Source organism: Bradyrhizobium sp. Leo114, from assembly GCF_055229415.2.
In genome coordinates this window covers 1-19,960 of the sequence record NZ_JBUYEN020000019.1, presented here as the reverse complement: position 1 = coordinate 19,960, position 19,960 = coordinate 1, and the positions used below count along the sequence as shown (strand labels likewise).

17 protein-coding genes are annotated in these 19,960 nt (G+C 64.6%); 10 read left to right on the top strand and 7 right to left on the bottom strand.

The window, feature by feature from the left end; all coding sequences use genetic code 11:
* The first annotated feature begins 268 nt into the window (after positions 1-268).
* From ACZIRK_RS23080 to ACZIRK_RS23070, 3 genes are all read left to right on the top strand, one after another.
* Complete coding sequence (locus ACZIRK_RS23080) at positions 269-1,294, top strand: hypothetical protein (protein ID WP_463328151.1); 1,026 nt, start codon at positions 269-271, stop codon at positions 1,292-1,294.
* A gap of 161 nt (positions 1,295-1,455) precedes the next feature.
* Positions 1,456-3,018, top strand: coding sequence for a hypothetical protein (locus ACZIRK_RS23075; RefSeq protein WP_130222842.1), 1,563 nt, complete (start codon positions 1,456-1,458; stop codon positions 3,016-3,018).
* Positions 3,019-3,050: 32 nt separating this feature from the next.
* On the top strand, positions 3,051-3,212 hold the full coding sequence (locus tag ACZIRK_RS23070; protein WP_165435030.1) for a hypothetical protein: 162 nt from the start codon (positions 3,051-3,053) through the stop codon (positions 3,210-3,212).
* 186 nt (positions 3,213-3,398) lie between these two features.
* Here the strand turns inward: ACZIRK_RS23070 and ACZIRK_RS23065 are convergent, their stop codons facing one another.
* Complete coding sequence (locus tag ACZIRK_RS23065) at positions 3,399-4,043, bottom strand: glutathione S-transferase family protein (RefSeq protein ID WP_130222840.1); 645 nt, start codon at positions 4,041-4,043, stop codon at positions 3,399-3,401.
* Between the two features lie 115 nt (positions 4,044-4,158).
* Between ACZIRK_RS23065 and ACZIRK_RS23060 the strand changes: the two genes are divergently transcribed.
* Complete coding sequence (locus tag ACZIRK_RS23060; RefSeq protein WP_245474497.1) at positions 4,159-4,755, top strand: TetR/AcrR family transcriptional regulator; 597 nt, start codon at positions 4,159-4,161, stop codon at positions 4,753-4,755.
* A gap of 275 nt (positions 4,756-5,030) precedes the next feature.
* On the opposite strand, the gene ACZIRK_RS23055 is transcribed toward ACZIRK_RS23060, so the two are convergent.
* Together ACZIRK_RS23055 and putA are read right to left on the bottom strand one after the other, a co-directional pair.
* Positions 5,031-6,236, bottom strand: a complete 1,206-nt coding sequence (locus ACZIRK_RS23055) for a CaiB/BaiF CoA transferase family protein (protein WP_130222838.1) — start codon at positions 6,234-6,236, stop codon at positions 5,031-5,033.
* A 362-nt stretch (positions 6,237-6,598) separates the two neighbouring features.
* Positions 6,599-9,607, bottom strand: coding sequence for a bifunctional proline dehydrogenase/L-glutamate gamma-semialdehyde dehydrogenase PutA (gene putA / locus ACZIRK_RS23050; protein ID WP_130222836.1), 3,009 nt, complete (start codon positions 9,605-9,607; stop codon positions 6,599-6,601).
* A 112-nt stretch (positions 9,608-9,719) separates the two neighbouring features.
* On the opposite strand from putA, the gene ACZIRK_RS23045 reads away from it, so the two are divergent.
* Together ACZIRK_RS23045 and ACZIRK_RS23040 are read left to right on the top strand one after the other, a co-directional pair.
* Complete coding sequence (locus ACZIRK_RS23045) at positions 9,720-10,184, top strand: Lrp/AsnC ligand binding domain-containing protein (RefSeq protein WP_130222834.1); 465 nt, start codon at positions 9,720-9,722, stop codon at positions 10,182-10,184.
* A 99-nt stretch (positions 10,185-10,283) separates the two neighbouring features.
* Positions 10,284-10,934 (top strand): hypothetical protein, encoded by a 651-nt coding sequence (locus ACZIRK_RS23040; protein WP_165435029.1) that lies wholly within the window; start codon positions 10,284-10,286, stop codon positions 10,932-10,934.
* Positions 10,935-11,051: 117 nt separating this feature from the next.
* Here ACZIRK_RS23040 and ACZIRK_RS23035 read toward each other — a convergent pair whose 3' ends face one another.
* Positions 11,052-11,252: a cold-shock protein gene (locus ACZIRK_RS23035; RefSeq protein WP_028161742.1), complete on the bottom strand. Its 201-nt coding sequence runs from the start codon at positions 11,250-11,252 to the stop codon at positions 11,052-11,054.
* Positions 11,253-11,377: 125 nt separating this feature from the next.
* On the opposite strand from ACZIRK_RS23035, the gene ACZIRK_RS23030 reads away from it, so the two are divergent.
* Complete coding sequence (locus tag ACZIRK_RS23030; protein WP_130222832.1) at positions 11,378-11,575, top strand: hypothetical protein; 198 nt, start codon at positions 11,378-11,380, stop codon at positions 11,573-11,575.
* Between the two features lie 3 nt (positions 11,576-11,578).
* Here the strand turns inward: ACZIRK_RS23030 and ACZIRK_RS23025 are convergent, their stop codons facing one another.
* Positions 11,579-13,315, bottom strand: coding sequence for an adenylate/guanylate cyclase domain-containing protein (locus tag ACZIRK_RS23025; RefSeq protein WP_463328150.1), 1,737 nt, complete (start codon positions 13,313-13,315; stop codon positions 11,579-11,581).
* Positions 13,316-13,817: 502 nt separating this feature from the next.
* Between ACZIRK_RS23025 and ACZIRK_RS23020 the strand changes: the two genes are divergently transcribed.
* Positions 13,818-15,368 carry a glycosyltransferase family 39 protein gene (locus ACZIRK_RS23020; protein WP_463328192.1) on the top strand — a complete coding sequence of 517 codons (1,551 nt, stop codon included), beginning with the start codon at positions 13,818-13,820 and terminating at the stop codon, positions 15,366-15,368.
* A gap of 106 nt (positions 15,369-15,474) precedes the next feature.
* Here the strand turns inward: ACZIRK_RS23020 and ACZIRK_RS23015 are convergent, their stop codons facing one another.
* Together ACZIRK_RS23015 and ACZIRK_RS23010 are read right to left on the bottom strand one after the other, a co-directional pair.
* Positions 15,475-16,518 (bottom strand): YcjF family protein, encoded by a 1,044-nt coding sequence (locus ACZIRK_RS23015; RefSeq protein WP_130222828.1) that lies wholly within the window; start codon positions 16,516-16,518, stop codon positions 15,475-15,477.
* Complete coding sequence (locus tag ACZIRK_RS23010) at positions 16,515-17,978, bottom strand: YcjX family GTP-binding protein (protein WP_463328149.1); 1,464 nt, start codon at positions 17,976-17,978, stop codon at positions 16,515-16,517. Before ACZIRK_RS23010 ends, ACZIRK_RS23015 begins: the two co-directional genes overlap by 4 nt.
* Positions 17,979-18,192: 214 nt before the next feature.
* Between ACZIRK_RS23010 and trhA the strand changes: the two genes are divergently transcribed.
* Together trhA and ACZIRK_RS23000 are read left to right on the top strand one after the other, a co-directional pair.
* Positions 18,193-18,888 (top strand): PAQR family membrane homeostasis protein TrhA, encoded by a 696-nt coding sequence (trhA, locus tag ACZIRK_RS23005; protein WP_028161747.1) that lies wholly within the window; start codon positions 18,193-18,195, stop codon positions 18,886-18,888.
* Between the two features lie 31 nt (positions 18,889-18,919).
* Entirely contained in the window at positions 18,920-19,714 is a 795-nt protein-coding gene (locus tag ACZIRK_RS23000; protein ID WP_130227274.1) for an SDR family oxidoreductase, read from the top strand.
* Positions 19,715-19,960 lie beyond the last annotated feature (246 nt).

Here is a 19,960-nt window from a genome sequence, read left to right as displayed (position 1 = left end):
GCGGCCTGATGGATTCCGGGCCTGCGCCCAAGGGGGCGCATCCCGGAATGACAGTGCAGCGACAATCGGCGTCTCGATACCGCCACAGTTCCAGTCATGTCCGGTTCATCCGGACTTCCTCAAAATTGACGTCATCTGCTTCACAGTCAGTGATGCACGTCGTGATGGCCCGGAAAGTTCCTTAAATTTCAGTAAGACCTCCAGCCAGTAACGATTTCGCAAGCAATAAAAGTTACCAAATTGTCAACCTAATCTGGAGACTTTGAACGTGAGTGAGCAAGAGCGCGCCCCGATCCAAGCTGAAGCCGGCGCCAGCGGCGCCGGGCCGGCCGCTCCGTCCGCCGCAAGTGAGCCGGTGTCGGCGTCCGCGTCTTCGGAAATCGCAGCCAACCAGGAAGAGACGGCGCCCAAAGCGGACGCTCCCAAGTTCGAGGCGCCCAACTTTGAAGCGCCCAAATCCGACGCTCCCAAGTTCGAAGCCGTCAAGGCAGAAGCGCCTAAGGTCGAGCCGACCCGGATCGAGCCGGCCGCAGCAGAAGCACCGCGGACCCCCGGCAAGCTCATGATCATGTCGCCGGGCGAACGCATCTGGGACGACGAAGGCGTGGCCGCCAAGCCCGTCAATGACGAACAGCCGGCATCGTCGGGCAAGCGCCGTTTCGCCGCAATGGCGGCAGTCGTCGCACTCGCGACCGCGGCAGGCGCCATTGGCGGCGCGCTCGCCACTGCAGGCCTCGGCTATTACACCAAGCCCGCGACGGCAGCAGTGGTAGTGCCGCCGAAGGACACCGCGCTCGAAGCCTCGCTCGCGCGCATCGATGCCGATGTCACCGCACTGAAAGCCGGGCTCGAGCACGCCTCCAAGACCGGAACGAGCCAGTTCAGCAAGACCAATGATCGCCTCGACAAGCTCGAGAAGGCGCAAGGAGAGCCGGCCGCGAAAATCGCCAAGCTCAGCGAGACCGTCGAGAAGCTGAAGGCTGCTTCAGCCGCGCCGGCCCCGGTTGCCGCGGCTCAGCCCGCTGCGGCCAAGGACGTGACCGGGAGTGTGACGCCGCCGGCGACCACGGCGGCTGCCGCGGCTCCGAAGCCCGAAGTCGGCCGGCTGCCGACCGTGGACGGTTGGGTGCTGCGCGATGTCAGCAATGGCGGCGCACTGATCGAAGGCCGCCGCGGCCTCTACGAGGTCTATGCCGGCGATCCCATCCCCGGCCTCGGCCGCGTCGACGCGATCCGCCGACAGGACGGCCGCTGGGTGGTCGTCACCAGCAAGGGCCTGATCGTCGCGCGCTAGTTTGCAGCTCTCGTAGCCCGGGTGGCGCGCAGCGCAACCCGGGACGCCTGCATCAACGAGTGGTCCCGGGTTACGCTATCGCTCCACCCGGGCTACGTCCTCACCGCGATGTGAGCCGGGTTTTGACTTGAATACGCCCCTCAGCGCGGTGTTAGTGGGGCATGAGCCGTGCGCTGCGTTTCCTCACGATCCTGCTCGCCCTGTTGTGCGGCGCCTTGGCGCGCGCCGCGCAGGACGAGGCGCTGGAACGCGGCACCGCAATCACCGACCCATCAGTGCTCCGTGATCTCGATCACGGCAGGTTCGGTCTCGCCCACATGCTGTCGCCGCAGCGACCTGTCGATCTTCCACTCGACAACGCCGAACTGTTCGCGCTGCCGTCGATGGCGTCGATCCGCGCCGCGCTCGACCGCGAGTTCGATCGCTACATCGCAAAGCACAAGCAAGATCTTCCGAACGAAACCATCGGGGTCGGCGACGGCTTCGCGTTCCAGCTGTTCGATCGCGCGCAGCTTTACTCAGCCACGACGCGCTTCGTGCTGGCCGGCATCGTCAACCGCATGGACCGCGCCTATGTCTCACCCGAAAGCTGCGGCGAAATCCGCCTGATCTATCGATTGACACGCGTGGATGCGCCTGTGATCGGCGAGAACGCGGTCTCGCAGCGCCTGCCGATGACGCTCAATCTGGTCTTGAGAGCGAAGGGCGAAGGCGCGCGCGATCGAAACGGTACTGCGATCACTTGCCGCGAGATTGCGCGCCGCTGGCTTGCCATTATCGACGTTTCGTCGGCGGAGGAGGGCGGACTTGAAATGCTCGCCGGCAAGGATGGTCCTCTCGACTTGATTGGGTATGAGAATATCAAGCAGATCGAGACCAATCTGCAGATCGCCCATGCGCCGAAATCGCCAACCCGCGATTTCCGCACCGACTATCTCTTGAAAGTGTTCAACTATGTCAGCGACACTGGCCGCTTCGAGGAAGCGCCGCTGGAGAACCAGATCGATCGCGACCGCATCCTCGCCGATGAAAACCTGACGCAGGAATTCAAGAGCTGGCTGCTCGATCCCAGGCATTTCGCCGAGCTCGACCGCGGCACGATCCTGATCCCGGAGAAATTCCTCGCCAGGGCTGCGATCGCGCCGACACCTGTTGGCTTCGACCTTTCGGAACTGCTGCCCGAATATGGGATGATGCGGGCTGAAAGCAGCTCGGCTGCATTTGATGACAATGACGTTGTCGGTGCGCTGAAGAAGGCGGCGCAAGACGGCACCAGGTTGCAGAACATCGGCTCGGTCGCGGGCTTCGAACGCCGGCTCAACGATATCACCTGCGCCGGATGCCACCAGACCCGCGGCATCGGCGGCTTCCATTTCCCCGGTGTCGACTGGATGGCGGCCAAGCCGTCGAACACGACGGTGGTGCCGGCCTCGCCGCATTTCTTCGGCGACCAAATCCGCCGCCGCGACATCCTTTCTGCATTTGCCCGCGGCGCGCAGCCGGACTTCTCCCGTGGCTTCTCCAACCGCCCGCAGCTACGCGGCAGCACCGAGCTTGCCGGCACCGAATATGAAGACGGCTGGGGCGCCCATTGCTATCAGCAAAGCGCGAAGCCGGCCGACAACGACCCGAGTTTTCAGAGCTGGACCTGCGCCGAGGGGCTCGCCTGCCAGGCCGCCGGCAAGACCTCGCGCATCGGCATGTGCTTCATCAAAAGCCCGTAAAGCCATGCTATGTTGACACTCGGAGGCCGCCCATGAGCGCATCCGACGACAAAGAGCGCAACCGCGAGATCGCCGAGAACGAGGCCGAGCGGCAGATGATCGGCGCCGTCCGCGTCAGCACCTGGGCTATCGCCGTCACCATCATCATCGCCGCGATTGCCGCCGGCATCGTCTGGGCGTGGCTCAGCCGCTAGAGTCCTGTAGCCCGGGTAGCTCTGCGGACGCCCGTTGATGCGCCCTCTCCCTTGTGGGAGAGGGCAGCCCTGAGATCGGCAACGAACTCACTCGGGTGAGGGGTTCCCTCCACGCGCACAGTGCCCGCGGGGACAACCCTTCATCCGGCGCTTCGCGCCACCTTCTCCTACAAGGGGAGAAGGGTCTCACGCGTAGTGCTTCAATCGCTTCCCCGGCAACAGATCGTAAGCCGACTTCCAACCCGGAAGCGCCGCGATGCGGCCTAGCCACGCATGAATGGCCGGATGGCTCTTGGCGAACTCATAGCCGGTCTCGTCGCTCGGATAATGCAGATAGGCCATCATCGAGAAATCGGTCACCGTCGGCCGCTCGCCGAGCACGAAGGCTTTGTCCTGCAGATGCCGCTCGAGGATGCCGAGATAATCGTCGATCCGCCCGCGCAGAAACTTCAGCACATCCGGATTCGGCGACGGCATGAAGGCGCGCTGGAAGCGGTAGGTCGCCATGTAGCCGGTGAGCTTGTGATTGTCCCAGAACAGCCAACGCAGCAGCTCGAACTGTTCCTGCGCATTGCCGGCGCCGAACCGGCCATATTGCTCGGCGAGCTTCAACAGGATCGGCGCGGTCTGGGTCAGGCGCACGCCGTCCTCCTCCAGCACCGGGATCTCGCCCATCGGGTTGACGTTGGCGCGCCATTCCGCAGTCCGCGTCACGCCGCCGCCGAAATCGGTCCACACGCCCTCGAACGTCTCGCCGCACAATGTCAGCATCAGCGCGAGCTTGTAGCTGTTCCCGGACTCCGGGAAGTAGTGTAGCCGGTAGGCAGGCATAGGGCGCTCCTGTTCGTTGGTCCGACTTGCCAGCACAGGCTACGATACGTACAATTCGAAAAACAGAACATTTGTTCTGTAGGCGGTGCAGGGCAGCAATGCAACAGGAGTCACATTGGCGAGAGAGGCCGACCAGGAGATAAGCGCGCGCGAGCGTCCGCTGATGGAAGCGACCCTGCGTATCATCGGCCGTTCCGGCATCGATCGCGTGACCCATCGCGCGGTCGCGGCCGAAGCCGGCATGTCGCTCGGCGCCGTAACGCATCATTTTGCCACGCGCGATATTTTGGTCGACGCAGCGCTGCGCTTTGCATTGACGCGCGAGGTCGGCCGGCTGCAGGCCTTGGCGCTCAGCTTGCAAAGCAAGGCGTTCGATGCCGAAGCCTGGATCGAAGAACTCGTCGGCTGGTACGGGCAGGAACTGAAGACGCAAGCGGACATTCACATTGCCTGCTATGAGGTGTTCCTGGCCGCCGCACGCAGCGAGCGCTACCGGCCCATCGTGGCTGAATGGTTCGATACCTGGCGGCAAAGCTCCGAGCTCGCGCTGCGCGCAGCCGGCTCGATGAGCCCACGCGCGCATGCCGAGCTGTTCGTTGCCGCGCTGATCGGAATCCTGCTGCAGCAACTCGCCATCCCGCGCCGCAACTTCCGGCAGGAGACCAGAGCGGCGCTGCTCGAGTTGGTCGAGGGACTGATCGGGAAGGAGTAGGGCCCGGCACTCTCCTGTCATTGCGAGGAGCGACAGCGACGAAGCAATCCATATCTCCGCGAGTGGAGAAGTGGATTGCTTCGCGGAGCCTGTCATCGGGCGGCGCTACGCGCCGATCCGATGGCTCGCAATGACGGGGGTAAATGTCTCGCATGTCTCTCTCCGTCATGGCCGGGCTTGACCCGGCCATCCACGTTCTTCTCTCCCTGAGGAGCAAGGGCGTGGATGCCCGGGACGAGCCCGGGCATGACGACGTGGTAGGTTCGGGGGCTAATTCACGCCACCGCGCCGCTCGCGCGCAGCTTGCTGATATCAGCCTCGTCATAGCCCGCCTGGCGCAGGATCTCATCCGAGTGCTCGCCGACTTTCGGGGGCTTGCGCGGCTGCACCTTTTTCTCGCCGTCGATGAAGATCGGGCTGTTGACAGTCAGCATGGTGTCGTTCTCGAATCGCACCAGCACTTCGTTCTCGATCATCTGCTTGTCGGTTGGGATATCGTCGAGGATGCCGACCACGCCGAACACGAGACCACTGCCGTCGAGGATCTTGCGCCACTCGGCGAGGTCGCGGGTCGCGAAGACTTCGTCGAGGATCTTGATCAGTTCCACCGAGCGGGCATGGCGGCCGGCCTTGGTGGCGAAGCGTTCGTCGGCAACGAGGTCCTCGCGGCCCAGGCAGCGCGCCAGCGTCGGCCATTGCCGTTCCTCGTTGAGCAGCGACAGGATGATCCAGCGGCCGTCCTTGCACTTGTAGTGGTTGGTCACCGCGTTCAGCGCCTCTTCGCGCGGCTTGCGCTTGGAGAATTTCGCGCCGCAAAGCTTTGCCTGCGCCAGCACGCTGTTAGCCCAGACGCCGTTCGCCATCAGATTGGTCGAGACGTGCGAGCCCTTGCCGGTGCGTTCGCGCTTGAACAGCGCGGTGACGATCGCGCCGTAGAACGCCATCGCGCAGGGGTGGTCGCCCATGCCGGCGACTGAGCGCGCTGGCGTGGTGTCCTCATCTGCGCGCACTAGGTCCATCAGGCCGGAGCGCGCCCAATAGGCGTTGCTGTCGAAGCCCGGCTTGTTGGCTTCCTCGCCCTTTTCGCCATAGCCCGTGAAAGAGGCGTAGATCAGGCGGTCGTTGAGATGGGCGAGGTGGTCATGGGTGATGCCGAGCTTGGCCCGCACCTGCGGCGGCATGTTGGTGATGAAGACGTCGGCTTCAGTGACGAGCTTGTACAGCACCGCCTGCGCCTCCGGCTTGGTGAGGTCGAGCGCCAGGCTCTTCTTGTTGCGCGCTTCCAGGAGCCAGGCGAAATTGTGCTCGGTGTGGGGATAGCCGGGCAGGTTCGGCAGGTTGCGGTAGGGATCGCCGGCCCCGGGCGGCTCGATCTTGATCACATCGGCGCCGAAGTCGGACAGCACGGTCGCGGCCGCCGGGGCCGCGATGAAGCTCGCGCAGTCCAGAACCTTCAAGCCTTCAAAGATGCCTTTTTCCATCGTGCCGTCGCTCCCGTGACGTTTGTTGCTGTTGTTCATGAGGCGGAATTACCGCTGCCGATGATCCCGAGGAAGCGACATTTGACCTATCTGGGGTGGGGGATGCAACGGCTGTTTCGGCCGTCATTGCGAGGAGCGGAGCGACGAAGCAATCCATGCCTCCGCGAGCTTGGAGAGATGGATTGCTTCGCTTCGCTCGCAACGACGTGGAGAGAGCCGCGCATTCCAATCTATCCCCGAGAGCGCGGAGCGCTCGTCTCGAAGGGCAAGGGCCCCGGCGGGGCCTCATGGTTCGAGACGCGCTGCGCGCTCCTCACCATGAGGGGCGGACAGCGGTGCTAGCCCGTCATTGCGGCGTTGGCTTACTCCCCGCCCGCCAGCAGCGCCGCATTGCCGCCGGCTGCCGCCGTATTGATCGTCACGGTCTGCTCGGTCGCAAACCGCGCCAGATAATGCGGGCCGCCGGCCTTGGGCCCGGTGCCGGAGAGACCGCAGCCGCCGAACGGCTGCACGCCGACGACAGCGCCGATCATGTTGCGATTGACGTAGATGTTACCGACCGAAAGGCGCTCGACGATATCCTCGACGGCGTCGTCGATGCGCGAGTGGACGCCGAGCGTCAGCCCGTAGCCCGTCGCTTCGATCGCACGCAGCACGTCATCAAGATTTTCCGCGCGATAGCGCACCACGTGCAGGATCGGGCCGAACACCTCTTCGGTGAGCTGGCTAGCGCTCGCCAGTTCGAAGATATGCGGCGCGACGAAGTTGCCCTCCGGTGCAGTGCCGGCGAAATGCACGCGCGCCTCCCGCTTCATCCGCGCGATGTGCGCATCGAGCCGCTGTTTTGCCTCCGCATCGATCACCGGTCCGACATGGGTTGAGGGATCGGTGGGATCGCCAAGTTTCAATTCGCGCGCCGCGCCCGCGATCATCTCGATCGTGCGGTCGGCGACGTCGTCCTGGACGAACAGCAGCCGCAGCGCCGAGCAACGCTGTCCGGCGGAGCGGAACGCCGAGGTCACGACATCGTCGGCGACCTGCTCGGGGAGCGCGGTGGCATCGACGATCATCGCATTGATGCCGCCGGTCTCGGCGATCAGCGGCACGATCGGGCCGTCCTTGGCGGCCAGCGTGCGGTTGATCGATCGCGCGACTTCGGTCGAGCCGGTGAAGACGACGCCTGCGATGTCAGGATGCGCCACCAGGGCCGCGCCGATCCGGCCGTCGCCTTGCACGAGCTGCAGGGCGGAAGCAGGCACGCCCGCCTCGTGCAATAGCGCGACTGCCTCAGTTGCGATCAACGGCGTCTGCTCGGCCGGCTTTGCCGCCACCGAATTGCCTGCCATCAGCGCGGATGTCACCTGGCCGAGAAAGATCGCCAATGGAAAATTCCACGGCGAGATCGCGACGAAGACGCCGCGGCCGCGCAAGACGAGCATGTTGCTCTCGCCGGTCGGTCCCGGCATCGCCTCGCCGTCGCCGAACAGCTTGCGGCCCTGCGCGGCGTAGTAGCGGCAGAAATCGGTAGCCTCCCGCACCTCGGAGAGCGCGTCATCCAGCGTCTTGCCGCCTTCGCGCTGCAGCAGCGCGATGAAATGCGCGGCACGTTGCTGCAACAGCTCCGCGGCGCGTTCGAGGATTTGAGCGCGCGTCTCGGCCGGCGTCCGGCTCCAGCGGGCAAAACCGCCGCGCGCCGCGGCGACTGCGGCATTCGCTTGTTCGGGCGTGACCTCGCTGCTGGCAGCCGTCGGCACTGTTTCGGCGTCGACCGCCGTCAGCAGGCCATGCAGCGCAGCGCGTTCGCCGAACTCGATCCCGCGCGAATTCTGCCGCTCCGGCCGATAGAGATCCTGCGGCAGCGGGATGTTCGGATGGCGCGCATGCTCTGCCGTGCCGATGATGTCGGCCGGCCGGCGCAGCAATGTCTTCACGGGCACCGCTTCATCGGCCGCGAGCGCGACGAACGACGAATTGGCGCCGTTCTCGAGCAGCCGTCGCACCAGATAGGCGAGCAGGTCGCGATGGCTGCCGACCGGCGCGTAGGTGCGATAGGCGATATCGGGGCGATCCTTGGCAAGCTGCGCATAGAGCGCCTCGCCCATGCCATGCAGGCGCTGGAATTCGAAGCTGCTGCCGTCGCCGGCCAGCTCCAGAATGGTCGCGACGGTGAACGCATTGTGGGTCGCGAATTGCGGAAACAGCCGCGGCCGCAACGCCAACAGCTTCCTTGCGCAGGCGACGTAGTTCAGATCCGTCATCGCCTTGCGTGTGAACACCGGATAATCGTCGAGCCCGCGCTCCTGCGCGCGCTTGATCTCGGTGTCCCAATAGGCTCCCTTGACCAGCCGCACCATCATCCGGCGGTTCAGGCGTTGCGCAAGCTGACTGGCATAGTCGATCACCTCGCTGGCGCGCTTCTGATAGGCCTGGATCGCGAGGCCGAAGCCGTCCGAGCCGGCAAGCGCATCGTCGGCAAATGCCGCGGCGATCACGTCGAGCGACAATTCCAGCCGGTCGGCTTCTTCGGCGTCGACGGTGAAGTTCAGGTTGAACGCCTTGGCCTGCCGCGCGAGTTCGACCAGCCGCGGCACCAGCTCACCCATCACGCGGCCGCGGCTCACCGCCTCGAAACGCGGATGCAGCGCGGAGAGCTTGACGGAAATGCCGGGCCGGTCGGGCAGGGGACGGCTATCCGCCGCGCGCCCGATCGCCTCGATTGCACGCGCATAGGAATTGAAATAGCGCTCGGCGTCCTCGGCGGTGCGCGCGCCTTCGCCGAGCATGTCGAAGGAATAGCGCGGTTTCTCAGCCGACTGCGAATGCGCCCGCGACAGCGCCGCCTCGATGGTCTCGCCGAGAACGAAGTGGCTGCCCATCAGCCGCATCGCCTGCCGCGTGGCGGCACGCACCGCCGGCGCGCCAAGCCGTTTGGTCAGTCGCCCGATCGTGCCCTGCGGCGTTTCCCCGGGCTGGATCACGCGCGCAGACATGCCGAGCGCCCAGGCCGAGGCATTGACCAGGAACGCGCTCGATTTGGTCTCGTGATTGACGAAATCGCCTTGGCCCAGCTTGTCCTCGATAAACAGGTCGGCGGTCCGTGCATCCGGCACGCGCAGCAGGGCTTCCGCCAGCACCATCAGCGCCAGGCCCTCCTTCGTCGAGAGCGCGAATTCCCGCAGCATGTCCTCGATGCCGCCCAGCGGATCGTCATTGGTGCGGATCGCCTCGATCAGCCGCGTCGCGGTGGCATTGATCCGCGCTTCCTGCTCCGCGCCGAGCCGCGCATCGGGCAGCAGCCGCGCCGCGATCGCGACATCGTCCGGCGCATAGGTCGCGCTGAAAGGTGGAAGAGAAGCGTACTCGACTGGCATGGCGTTTTCCTCAGACATACCAAGACCGTACTTCCATCCGAACCGTATTTCGATAGACATATTCGTCCATATGCCTTAGAAAATAAGCAAATACGACTATTATGGTTGATATATGCCGGATTTAGACAAAATAGACCGCAAAATCCTCGAAATTCTGCAGGACGACGGCCGAATCGCCAATGTCGAGCTGGCGGAGCGCATCGGGCTGTCGCCGACGTCGGTCGGCGAACGGCTGAAGCGGCTGCAGCGCGAGGGATTTGTCGAGGGGTTCGGCGCCCGCCTCAATCCGCACCGGCTGGGCCTCGGGCTGCTCGTGTTCGTCGAGGTGATGCTCGACAAGACGACGCCCGATGTCTTCGAAAAGTTCGCGCACGCCGTGCGGGCCGCGCCTGAGGTCCTGGAGTGCCACATGGTCGCTGGCGGCTTCGATTATCTGGTGAAGGCGCGCGTCGCCGACATGACCGCCTATCGCCGCTTCCTCGGCGAGAGCCTGCTCGCGCTCCCCGGCGTGAAGGAGACGCGCACTTACGCCGTGATGGAAGAGGTCAAGCGCGACGCGCCGCTGCCGGTTGCGTAACGCGTTCGCTCGCAAGATGTGATCCACAGCTTCCCTGCTGCCATATTGGCAGGACGAAGAGGCCGCGCTAATCCTCAGGGCCTCTTTGGGGCAGGGCGCATGAGCAACAACAATCAGCTAGGAAAAGGCGGCACACGCGCAACGCTCGCAGGCGTCTGCGCCGGCCTGCTGGCACTCTTTGCGTATCCTGCGGCTTCCGCCGAGATGAGCGCGGCGGTCGAGGCGCTCTACACGTCGGTGTCGATCTATCCCCCGTCGGCGAACGCGATGACGGTCTGCTACGGCTTCGTCTGCCGGCGTCGCGAGACCCTGGATTTCAGCGCCGCCGACCGCGCCGCGCTGACGCAGATCATGAATGCGGGCCGCGCCTCCGCGGCGGCCGAGCGTGCTGCGGTGCAAAAAGCGGTGATGTGGTTCGACCGCCGCATGGGCCCGATCATCGGCACCGACAAACGCGTGGCGAAGGCCGATTTCCGCTATTTCGACGACAAGCACAATTACGATTGCTGGGACACCACCCGCAACACCACGAGCCTGCTGCTAGTCCTGCAGCAATGGAATCTATTGAAGCACCACATCGTCGGCGATCCGCATTACCGCGGCAACACGCTGGTGCTGCAGACGCCGCACAACACCGCGGTGCTGGTCGAACGCGCCACCAAGGTGGAATGGGCCGTCGATCTCTGGCCGCGTGGCTATCTGCAGCCGCCGGACGTCATGCCCGTCGCCCAATGGGTCACGGAGGACTGAAAGTGGCCGACGCGCGGATGCGCGCGCTCAGCTCCTTGTGAACGCTTCCCTCTGGTGGAATTTGTTTGGACGTCACCCCCAGACGCATCCCCGAGAGTGCGACCTTTGCTGGGTATCCTAGACTTTCAAATTCTCCGCCGATGTCCGGCCACGATTGGCGATCTCGTCGTACTCGACCGACTGCCCCTCATTGAGCGTCGTAAGCCCGGCCTTCTGAACCGCTGAGATATGAACGAATATGTCCTTGCCACCCGATGAGGGTTGAATGAATCCGTAGCCCTTGGTCGGGTTGAACCATTTTACAGTACCTTTAGCCATTCACGTCGTCTCCGGCGGAAAATCAAATAATTAAACGAAACGTGCCGGTCCCCGCACACCCCGGCACGTTCGCAAGGCGCAGGATAACGCAGATTGCGTCGCGCTTGGTAGGGCAAAGCTCACGCGTGATTTTGGCAGAAACACGCCGTTTCGCGGCGCTTTTGCGCCCTTTTGCCTATTTACCGTTCATTCCCGTGGAAAAGATCGGCCAATCGCGGCAAGTCTCGGGCATCTGGCGCGGCCGCAGCTTCGTGAGTCAGCGCTCACTATCTGTGCATGCCGACGTTGACGATGCGGCAGCGGCCGCCGCGATTAGCAGATGATAGTCAGGCCGCGACCACCTGATCGCCGCTCGCCACCGCGGATAGCGTGCGCGTGTCGTCGACCGTGCGCACGGTCATCGGCTCGTTGCGGCCGCGAATCGCGACTTCCTGTTGGGGCAGCGCATCGGCGGCCAGCCCTGCCATGATGCGCACCTCCTCCGAGAAGATGGCTTCGCAGCCGAGCAGCTTGGTCATGTCCTGCAATCGCGCCGCGACATTGACGGCGTCGCCGAGCGCGGTGAACACCATGTGGTCGCGATAGCCGATGTCGCCGACGATCACCTCGCCGCCATGGATGCCGATGCCGAAGCGGATCGGCTCGGGCAGGTCATGGCTCAGGAATTCGTTCAGCTCCTCAATGTTCTTGCCGATCTGCGCCGCCGCGCGCAGTGCCTGCCGGCAGGCCTGCTGCCGGCTGCTCGCGAGTCCGAACAGCGCCAGCATGCCGTCGCCGACGAACTGGTTGGGCTGGCCGCCGTTTTCGATCACCGCCTGCGACACCGCGCTGAGGAAGCGGTTGACGATGAAGACAGTGTCGAACGGCAGCCGCGTCTCCGCAAGTTGCGTCGAGCCGCGCATGTCGACGAACAGGCTGACGAGATAGCGCTCCTGCCCGATCCGCGTCGGGTTCGACGCATGCGCGTTGGCCGACATCGTGTGCGGGGTGAAGAGTTGGAAGAAGGAGAGGTCGGTGGTCGGCTTGAGCTGGCAGGCGAGCCGGACCGAGGGATCGGTCGATCCGACGCGGCCGAGCACGAAGGCCTCGCGCGGCGAAGGCTCGGGCAGCATGCTGCAGTCGCCGATGATGCGGATGCGGCAGGTCGAGCAGCGCGCGCGGCCACCACAGACCGAGGCATGCGGCACGTTGTGGCGCAGGCTCGCCTCCAGTACGCTCAATCCCTTGGGGACCCGGACGGTGCGGCCATTGCCGTAGGACAGGCTGATCATGCCGCCGCGCCGCTCAAGGATGGCGCGTCCGCCGCGCGCGAGCAGCACCAGGGCAAGCAGGCCGATATAACCGATCGTCATGCCATTGGTGATGCGGTCGAGCATGTCAGCCTGCTCCAGCGTACCGACATGTTGCGCTGACAGGTTGTCGTGCCGCCACGCGGGATCGGTGCTGTCGGCGATCACGATGCGTCCACCCTGGTAGACGCCCAGCAGCGCCAGTGTCGGGATCAGCACGGCGGCCGCCAGTAGAAACGGCGCCGCGCGTCTGAAGAAGCTCCGCATCCTCAGCCAGAAATATAGCCCGATGCAGCCGTGCACCCAGGCGATGACCAGCACCGCGAGCATCGGCCACAGCCTCTGTTTCGCGCCGACGAAGAATATATAGAGTTCCTGCGGATACAGCTTCTCGTGCCCGTACAGCGTATGGCTGAGCCGCACGCCCACGATATGGGCGATGATCAGGAAAGGGATGCTCAAGCCCAACAGCAGTTGCAGCGGCTCGATCGCCTTCCAGCCGAACTGGCGGCGCTGATACAGCGCCCAGATGCCGAGCCCGGAATGCACGAGGCAGGCGCTGTAGAAGATGAAGGCGATAGGTGGGAATTGCCAAAAGGCGGTGTGCCACTCGACGCCCCAGGCCAGTGCGTCCAGTGAGATATTGCCAAGCGCGTGATTAAGGAAATGGCTGACCAGATAAGCGAACAGAATGGTGCCGCAGGCGAGCCGAACCTGCCGCAAGCCGATGCCGCGGAAAAATTCTCGTAACTGCTGGCGCGCAGAGGTGGCCATGTGATCTGTAGCTACTATCGTCAAATCTAATGCCTTATTCCCTGCCAAATACCATCGCCGTCCCGACCTCGTGCCGTTCCATTATAGTCGTATAGCGTATAATGCCTCCGCGCTCTCAAGTCCGCCTCTCCCCTTGTGGGAGAGGCCGGATTGCATCGACAGATGCAATCCGGGTGAGGGGTCCCGGCCTCTCGAGGAACGTCCGCCCACAGATAGACCTGAACCCCTCACCCGGATTCCACGCGTGCCGCGTGAAATCCGACCTCTCCCAAGGGAGAGGTGGGAGCTCGCTGCTCCAGTCGCGCCCAAATTACACACCTGTCATGAGCCGGTCTTCCGGAACGCCCGCCTATCATTCTTTTCCCGCGACACGTTGACACCCCGCTGGGAGTCTAGGAAAAGCGCGGCCGTGACGAATATCCCGCTCAAAACCGGCCGCGCAACGCCGGACGACTATCCTTCCGCGCCCTCATGGCCCGTCGTGATCGCCCTGATCGCGGCGATGACGGTTCTGCGCCTGATCTATGCGGCCGCGCTCGACCTGCGCACGGACGAGGCCTATTACTGGACCTGGTCGAAGGAGAACGTGCTGTCGTTCCTCGATCATCCCCCCATGATCGCCTGGTTCATCCGCTTCGGCACCGCGATCTTCGGCGACACCAATCTCGGGGCGCGCTTTGCCGGCATTCTGGCGATGCTCGTGACCCAGCTCCTGCTCGCCGATATCGTCCGCCGCGTTACCCATGATTTCAGAGCGGTCGTGCTGGCGCTGCTGTTGCCGGAGGCCGCGCTCTATTACGGCCTCTTGATGGCGAAGGTCGCGCCCGACATCGCGATGATCCCGTTTGCGGTCGCGATGTTGTGGTCGCTGGTGCGGCTCACCCAAAGCGGCGAGCCGCGCTGGTGGCTCGCCGCCGGCCTGTTCGGTGGACTTGCGCTGCTCTCGAAATTCACCGCGATCATGCTGCTGCCGGCAGTCGTGGCGTTCATACTGGTGCCGTCCTGGCGGTGGCGCTGGCTCTCCAGCCCCTATCCTTATCTTGCCGTCGTGATCGCGATCCTCGTGTTCTCGCCGGTGCTGATCTGGAATTTCCAGCATGATTGGGCCTCGTTCCGCTTCCAGTCGGTCCGCGCCACCGCCGATCATCCGTTCTCGCTCGGCACCCTGGGTGAGTTTTTCGCGCTGCAGCTCGGCCTGGTCGGATTCGTGGTGCTGCCGGTGGTGCTGTCGGGCATCACGCTGACCGCATGGCGCGGCTATCGCACCGGCGAGCCGGTGGCGATCCTGCTCTCGACCGCGGTGATCGTGCCGTTCTTCTATTTCCTGTGGAAGTCGCTGACGCTGCGGGTCGGCGACACCTGGCCGATGTTCCTGTGGCCCGCCGGCTTTGCCGCCACCGCCATCAACATCGCCATGCTCCCGCGCGAAGGTTGGCCGAAATGGATGATCCGCGCGACCATCTCCTGGGCGCGGATCGCGGTGATCTCAGGCATCGCCTTCGTCATCTGCGTGTTCGTCTATTATGTCGCGACGCCCTTCAATTTCATCGGCCGCACCGATCCGATCGGCGGCGAAGCCGGTTACGAGCAGCTCGCCGCGCGGGTCGAAGATCAATTGCAGAAGCAGGGCGCGAGCTGGATCGCGACCACTGACTACCGCACCTATGCGATGCTGCGCTGGTTCTTCAATGGCCGCGTGTCCGTGGTCCAGCTCAACGAGCGCGGCCGCTTCCAGGGCTTCCGCGATCCCGGCATGGACCGCATCAGGGATCACGCCGGCATCTATGTCGTGCGCGAGCTCGACAGCCAGATGCCATTTTTGGATGCGGCAGGCGCCGTGCGCCAGCCGCTCGAACGCGTCGAGCGCGTCTGGCGGGGCATGGTGATGGACAGTTTTTTGCTTGAGAAGCTGACCGGCTACACCCCCGAACTCGCGCCGCCACCGGATTCGCCGCTCTTCCGCTGGCGCGTGCTGGCGATATTGCTCGCGCCGGACGCGACCTGCACCTTCTCCCCTTGTGGGAGAAGGTGGCAGCCGAAGGCTGCCGGATGAGGGGTTCTCTCCGCGAGCGCCCATGCATGTGGAGAGAGACCCCTCACCCGACCGAGTTCGTTGCTGGCGCCGGAGCAGCCCTCTCCCACAAGGGGGCGAGGGCACATCAACCCGCGCCACGCTCTTCGTCGTCGCGCTTGCGCAGCAAGTCTTTCGCCAGGTCGGCCAGCGCCGGCCTTGGCAATGCGGTGAACGGCAACGGCCGGGTCACCTCGATCGCGGCGAGGCCGAGGCGGGCGGTGAGGAGGCCGTTGAGGACGCCTTCGCCGAGGCGCTGCGAGAGCTTGGCGGCGATGCCGTGGCCGAGCATCTGTTGGATCACGCTGTCGCTGGCGGCCACGCCGCCGGTGATCGCCAGATGCGTGATCACGTGGCGCATCAGGCTGAACATGCCGAGCGCGCCGGGCCGGCCGCCATAGAGATAGGCCAATTGCCGGATCATGCGCAGCGCCGCCACGAACACGAACAGCACGTCGATCGCCGCACGCGGGCTCACGGCCGTGACGACCGAGACCCGCTGCGCCGCCGATGAGACCAGCCGGCGCGCTTCCTCATCGAGCGGCGTCATCAATTCGCGCTCGGCGAGCTTGATCATGTCGGCGCCGTCGATGATGTCATCGGCATGGCCTTGCAGCGTGGCGCGGGCGCGGGCGAGTTGCGGGTTCTCGTGCGCGAGCTTGAGCAGATCATTCACGATCACGCGGCTTGCAGCGCGGTCGTCGCTGAGCAGCACGTCAGCGGCGCGCAGATGGAGTTTCTCGATCGTCGCCAGCCGCGCCAGTCCAAAGGCCTCGCGGCCGATGACGACGAGCAACGCGACCGTCGCGACCACGGCCAATGCGAGTCCGACGAAACCGAGCCCTTGGTTGCGCGCAAACAGATCCTCGATCAGGTGGATGACGCCGAGGCCGGCGCCGAGCAGCATCAATCCACCGGCCGCGGCCCAGAACAGCGTGCCCCAGCGGAAGCCGCGGCGCGCCGGCGCAAGCGGCGCATCGACTGGCACCGGCAGCAGTGCCGGATCGGGCTCCGGCGTGATCTGGATGGTGCCGCGGGCAGGGCGGCTCCTCTCGTCCGCGTCGATCACGATCACGGAGGGGTCGTCGAGCTTGAAGGTCGCTGGCCGCCGGTGGGACGTTTTCTCGCTCATTGCAGTCGGTCTCCGATCAGGAACTGGAGCGCGCGGTCTAGACGGATATGGGGCAGGGCGGGTTCCTCGTCACCCTCCCGCACCAGCTTCGGAGGCCGAAATCGCAGGAAGCGGTAATCGGCCTTGTCGGCGGTCGCGCTGGACAGGCCGCGGAAGGTGCCCCTGAACAGTTCCTCGGGATCGGCGGGCAGGTCGCCCGGAAAGGTCGCGACCTCAGTCTCGCCGTCGAAGGCCTCGCCGTTGGCGGTCTCGCCCGGCGCCGGCGTGCCCAGGATCGACGGCAGCTTTTCGCGGCCGCGCGCCACCTGCGCTTCGCGGGTCGCGCGCACCGCGGCGAGCGCCACCACGTCGATTGCGGCGCCGGCAAATTCGGCGCGGTCGGCGGCCTTCGCCACCGTGCGCCGCAGGATCGCTTCCAGCCGGTCATGGCTCTGGTGATGCAGATGATCGGCCTTGGTTGCCGCAAATAAAATGCGGTCGATCCGCGGCCGGAACAGCGCGCTCAGGATCGTGCTGCGCCCGATGCGGAAGCAATCCAGGATGCCGGCCAGCGCGGCTTCGAGATCGTGCAGCGCCTCCGGCCCGGCATTGAAAGCGGCGAGCGCATCGACCAGCACGATCTGGCGATCGAGCCGTGCAAAATGATCGCGGAAGAACGGGCGCACCACGACGTCCTTGTAGGCCTCATAGCGTCGCCGCATCATTGCCCATAGCGAGCCGTCGGGCGCGCTGCCATCGATGGGAACCTCGAGCGGCGCGAAGGTCAGCGCCGGCGAGCCGGCGAGGTTGCCCGGCATGAGGAAGCGGCCGGGCGGCAACAGGCTCATGGCAAAGCGTTCGTCGCGGCAGGCACGAAGATAGTCGGTGAAGAGTTTCGCCGCCTTAAGCGCTGCCTGCTCGTCCTCGCGGCCTTCGGCATCAAGCGTCTTCAGATGCTCATGCCAGGGTGCGGCGAGTTCGGCGCGAAGCGGTTCGCGCGAGAGCGCAAGGCTCTCCGCCGACCATTGCTCGAAGCTCTTGCTCAGCAGCGGCAGGTCGAGCAGCCACTCGCCGGGATAGTCGACGATGTCGAGGGTGAGCGTGCGGTCCGCGCCATTTTGCCGCTGGTAGTCAATGACGAGGCGAAGCTCGCTGATGTCGGTGGTCGAGTTCGGCCAGCGCCGTTCCTCGACGAGGGTGCGGACATGGTTCTCATAGTCGAAGCGCGGCACCGCATCGTCGGGCTGCGGCTCCAGACGCGCCCGGGCGATCCGGCCCGAGGCATAGGCCTCGAACACCGGAAAGCGGCCGCCGCGGGTCAATCCATGGATCAGCGCCGTGATGAACACCGTCTTGCCGGCACGCGACAGCCCGGTGACGCCGAGCCGCACGGTCGGGTTGAAGAAGCTGTCGCCATAGTCCCAGAGCGCCCGCGCCGACAGGCGCGCTTCCTCGACGATATCGGTGAGATTGAGGGCCATGCAGGCGAGGAGCAACCCGGGCGGGAGGAGGGCAATTGGCGAACGATTATCCGCAAAATGGCAATTGATGGACCAAAATCAAGCACTTCGTCAGTCTGCCGCTGGCGGCCCCGTTCATCGCCGGTTCAAAAAACAGCCACGACGATAGGGTACTAGATCGGCTAACCTCCCAACGCCGATGTCCCCTCGCTTCTACCGTGCGCGCCGACTGGTCATGACGATATTCCGACTGAAGCAACTCGCCTCCAATTCGATCCACGCGGCTGGCGCCGTGATCTGGAACTATGACCGCGCCGAACTGATCGCCGACGGCATCGTCCATGTCGTCGGCATCTGTTTCGGCCTGATCGCCGCCACCGTGCTGATCGTGCTGACGGCTATCTACGCGACACCGGGCGATGTCGCGGTGGTCTCGGTCTACGTTGCGGGCCTCTTGGCGATGCTGGTGCTGTCGGCGACCTATAATCTCTGGCCGGTGTCGCGCGCCAAATGGGTGCTGCGCCGGTTCGACCATTCGGCGATCTATGTCCTGATCGCCGCGACCTATACGCCCTTCATCATGGAATTGAGGGAGAGCTATTTTGCCATCGCGCTCCTGATCGGGGTCTGGTGTGTGGCGATTGTCGGCATCGTGCTGAAATTGACGCTGCCGGGCCGCTTCGACCGGCTGTCGGTCGGGCTCTATCTCGCCATGGGCTGGAGCGGGGCGATGCTCTATGATGCGGTGGTGAAGGTGCTGCCGGCGATGGCACTGTGGTTCGTGGTCGCGGGCGGCGTCTTGTACAGTCTCGGCGTGGTATTCCACGCGTGGCAGCGGCTGCGCTTCCAGAACGCGATCTGGCACTGTTTTGTCTTGCTTGGCGCGGCCTGCCATTATACGGCGATCCTCGACCTCGTGCTCGCGAGTTGAGGCGCTGACAATTAAAAATCGGGAGGGGGCCATGCAGGTGGCAGAAAAAGTCGTGGTCGTCACCGGTGGCGGCAATGGCATCGGCAAGGCGCTGTGTGAAGTGTTCCACCGCGCGGGTGCCGCCAAGGTGGTGGTGGTCGATCTCGACCATGCGGCCGCGGAGAAGGTCGCAGCCTCTGTCGGCGGCGCGGCGTTCAAATGCGATGTCGGGCAGGAGAAGAATGTTCTGCACGTGATCGAGGCGACCGAGCGGATGTTCGGCCCGATCGCGCTGTTCTGTTCCAATGCCGGCATCGGCGGCGGCTTCGATCCGCTCTCCGTGAACGCCGGCGGCACCTCCGATGAGCCCTGGGCGCGAAGCTGGGCGATCCATGTGATGGCCCATGTCTATGCCGCGCGGCATCTGGTTCCACGCATGAAGGCGCGCGGCGAAGGCTATTTCCTCAACACCATTTCGGCGGCCGGCCTGTTGTCGCAGGTCGGCAGCCCGGCTTATTCCACCACCAAGCACGCCGCGGTCGGCTTTGCCGAGAACCTCGCGATCTCGCATCGCGCCGACGGCATCAAGGTTTCGATCCTCTGCCCGCAGGGCGTCGACACCAACATGCTGCGCTCGATCCCGAGGGGCCCGCAATCCGGCGACGGCGACCTGACGGCAGAACAGGTTGCGCAGGACGCGTTGCGCGGCATCGAGCAAGAAACCTTCCTGATCCTGCCGCACCCGCAGGTGCTCGGCTACATGCGCAAAAAGACCGAGAACTACGACCGCTGGATCGGCGGCATGGCCAAGATCCAGGCCAGGATGCGTGAAGAGCACGGGAAGTGATTAGCCCCTCATGGTGAGGAGCCGCGCAGCGGCGTCTCCGGACGATGCGGCGCATCGCCGGGAGAACCATGAGGCCCCAGGAGCGCCCCTGGGCCTTCGAGACGCGTGCAAGTGCGCTCCTAGCATTACAGTTGTCTTTTTGTTTTGAAGTGCGCGCGCTGGGCGGCGGCCTGGTGAGCTCTACGCCAAAGTGACCATGCGATGATGTGTGCGGGTTGGATTCGCTTTCGAGCGAGTCTGATGGCG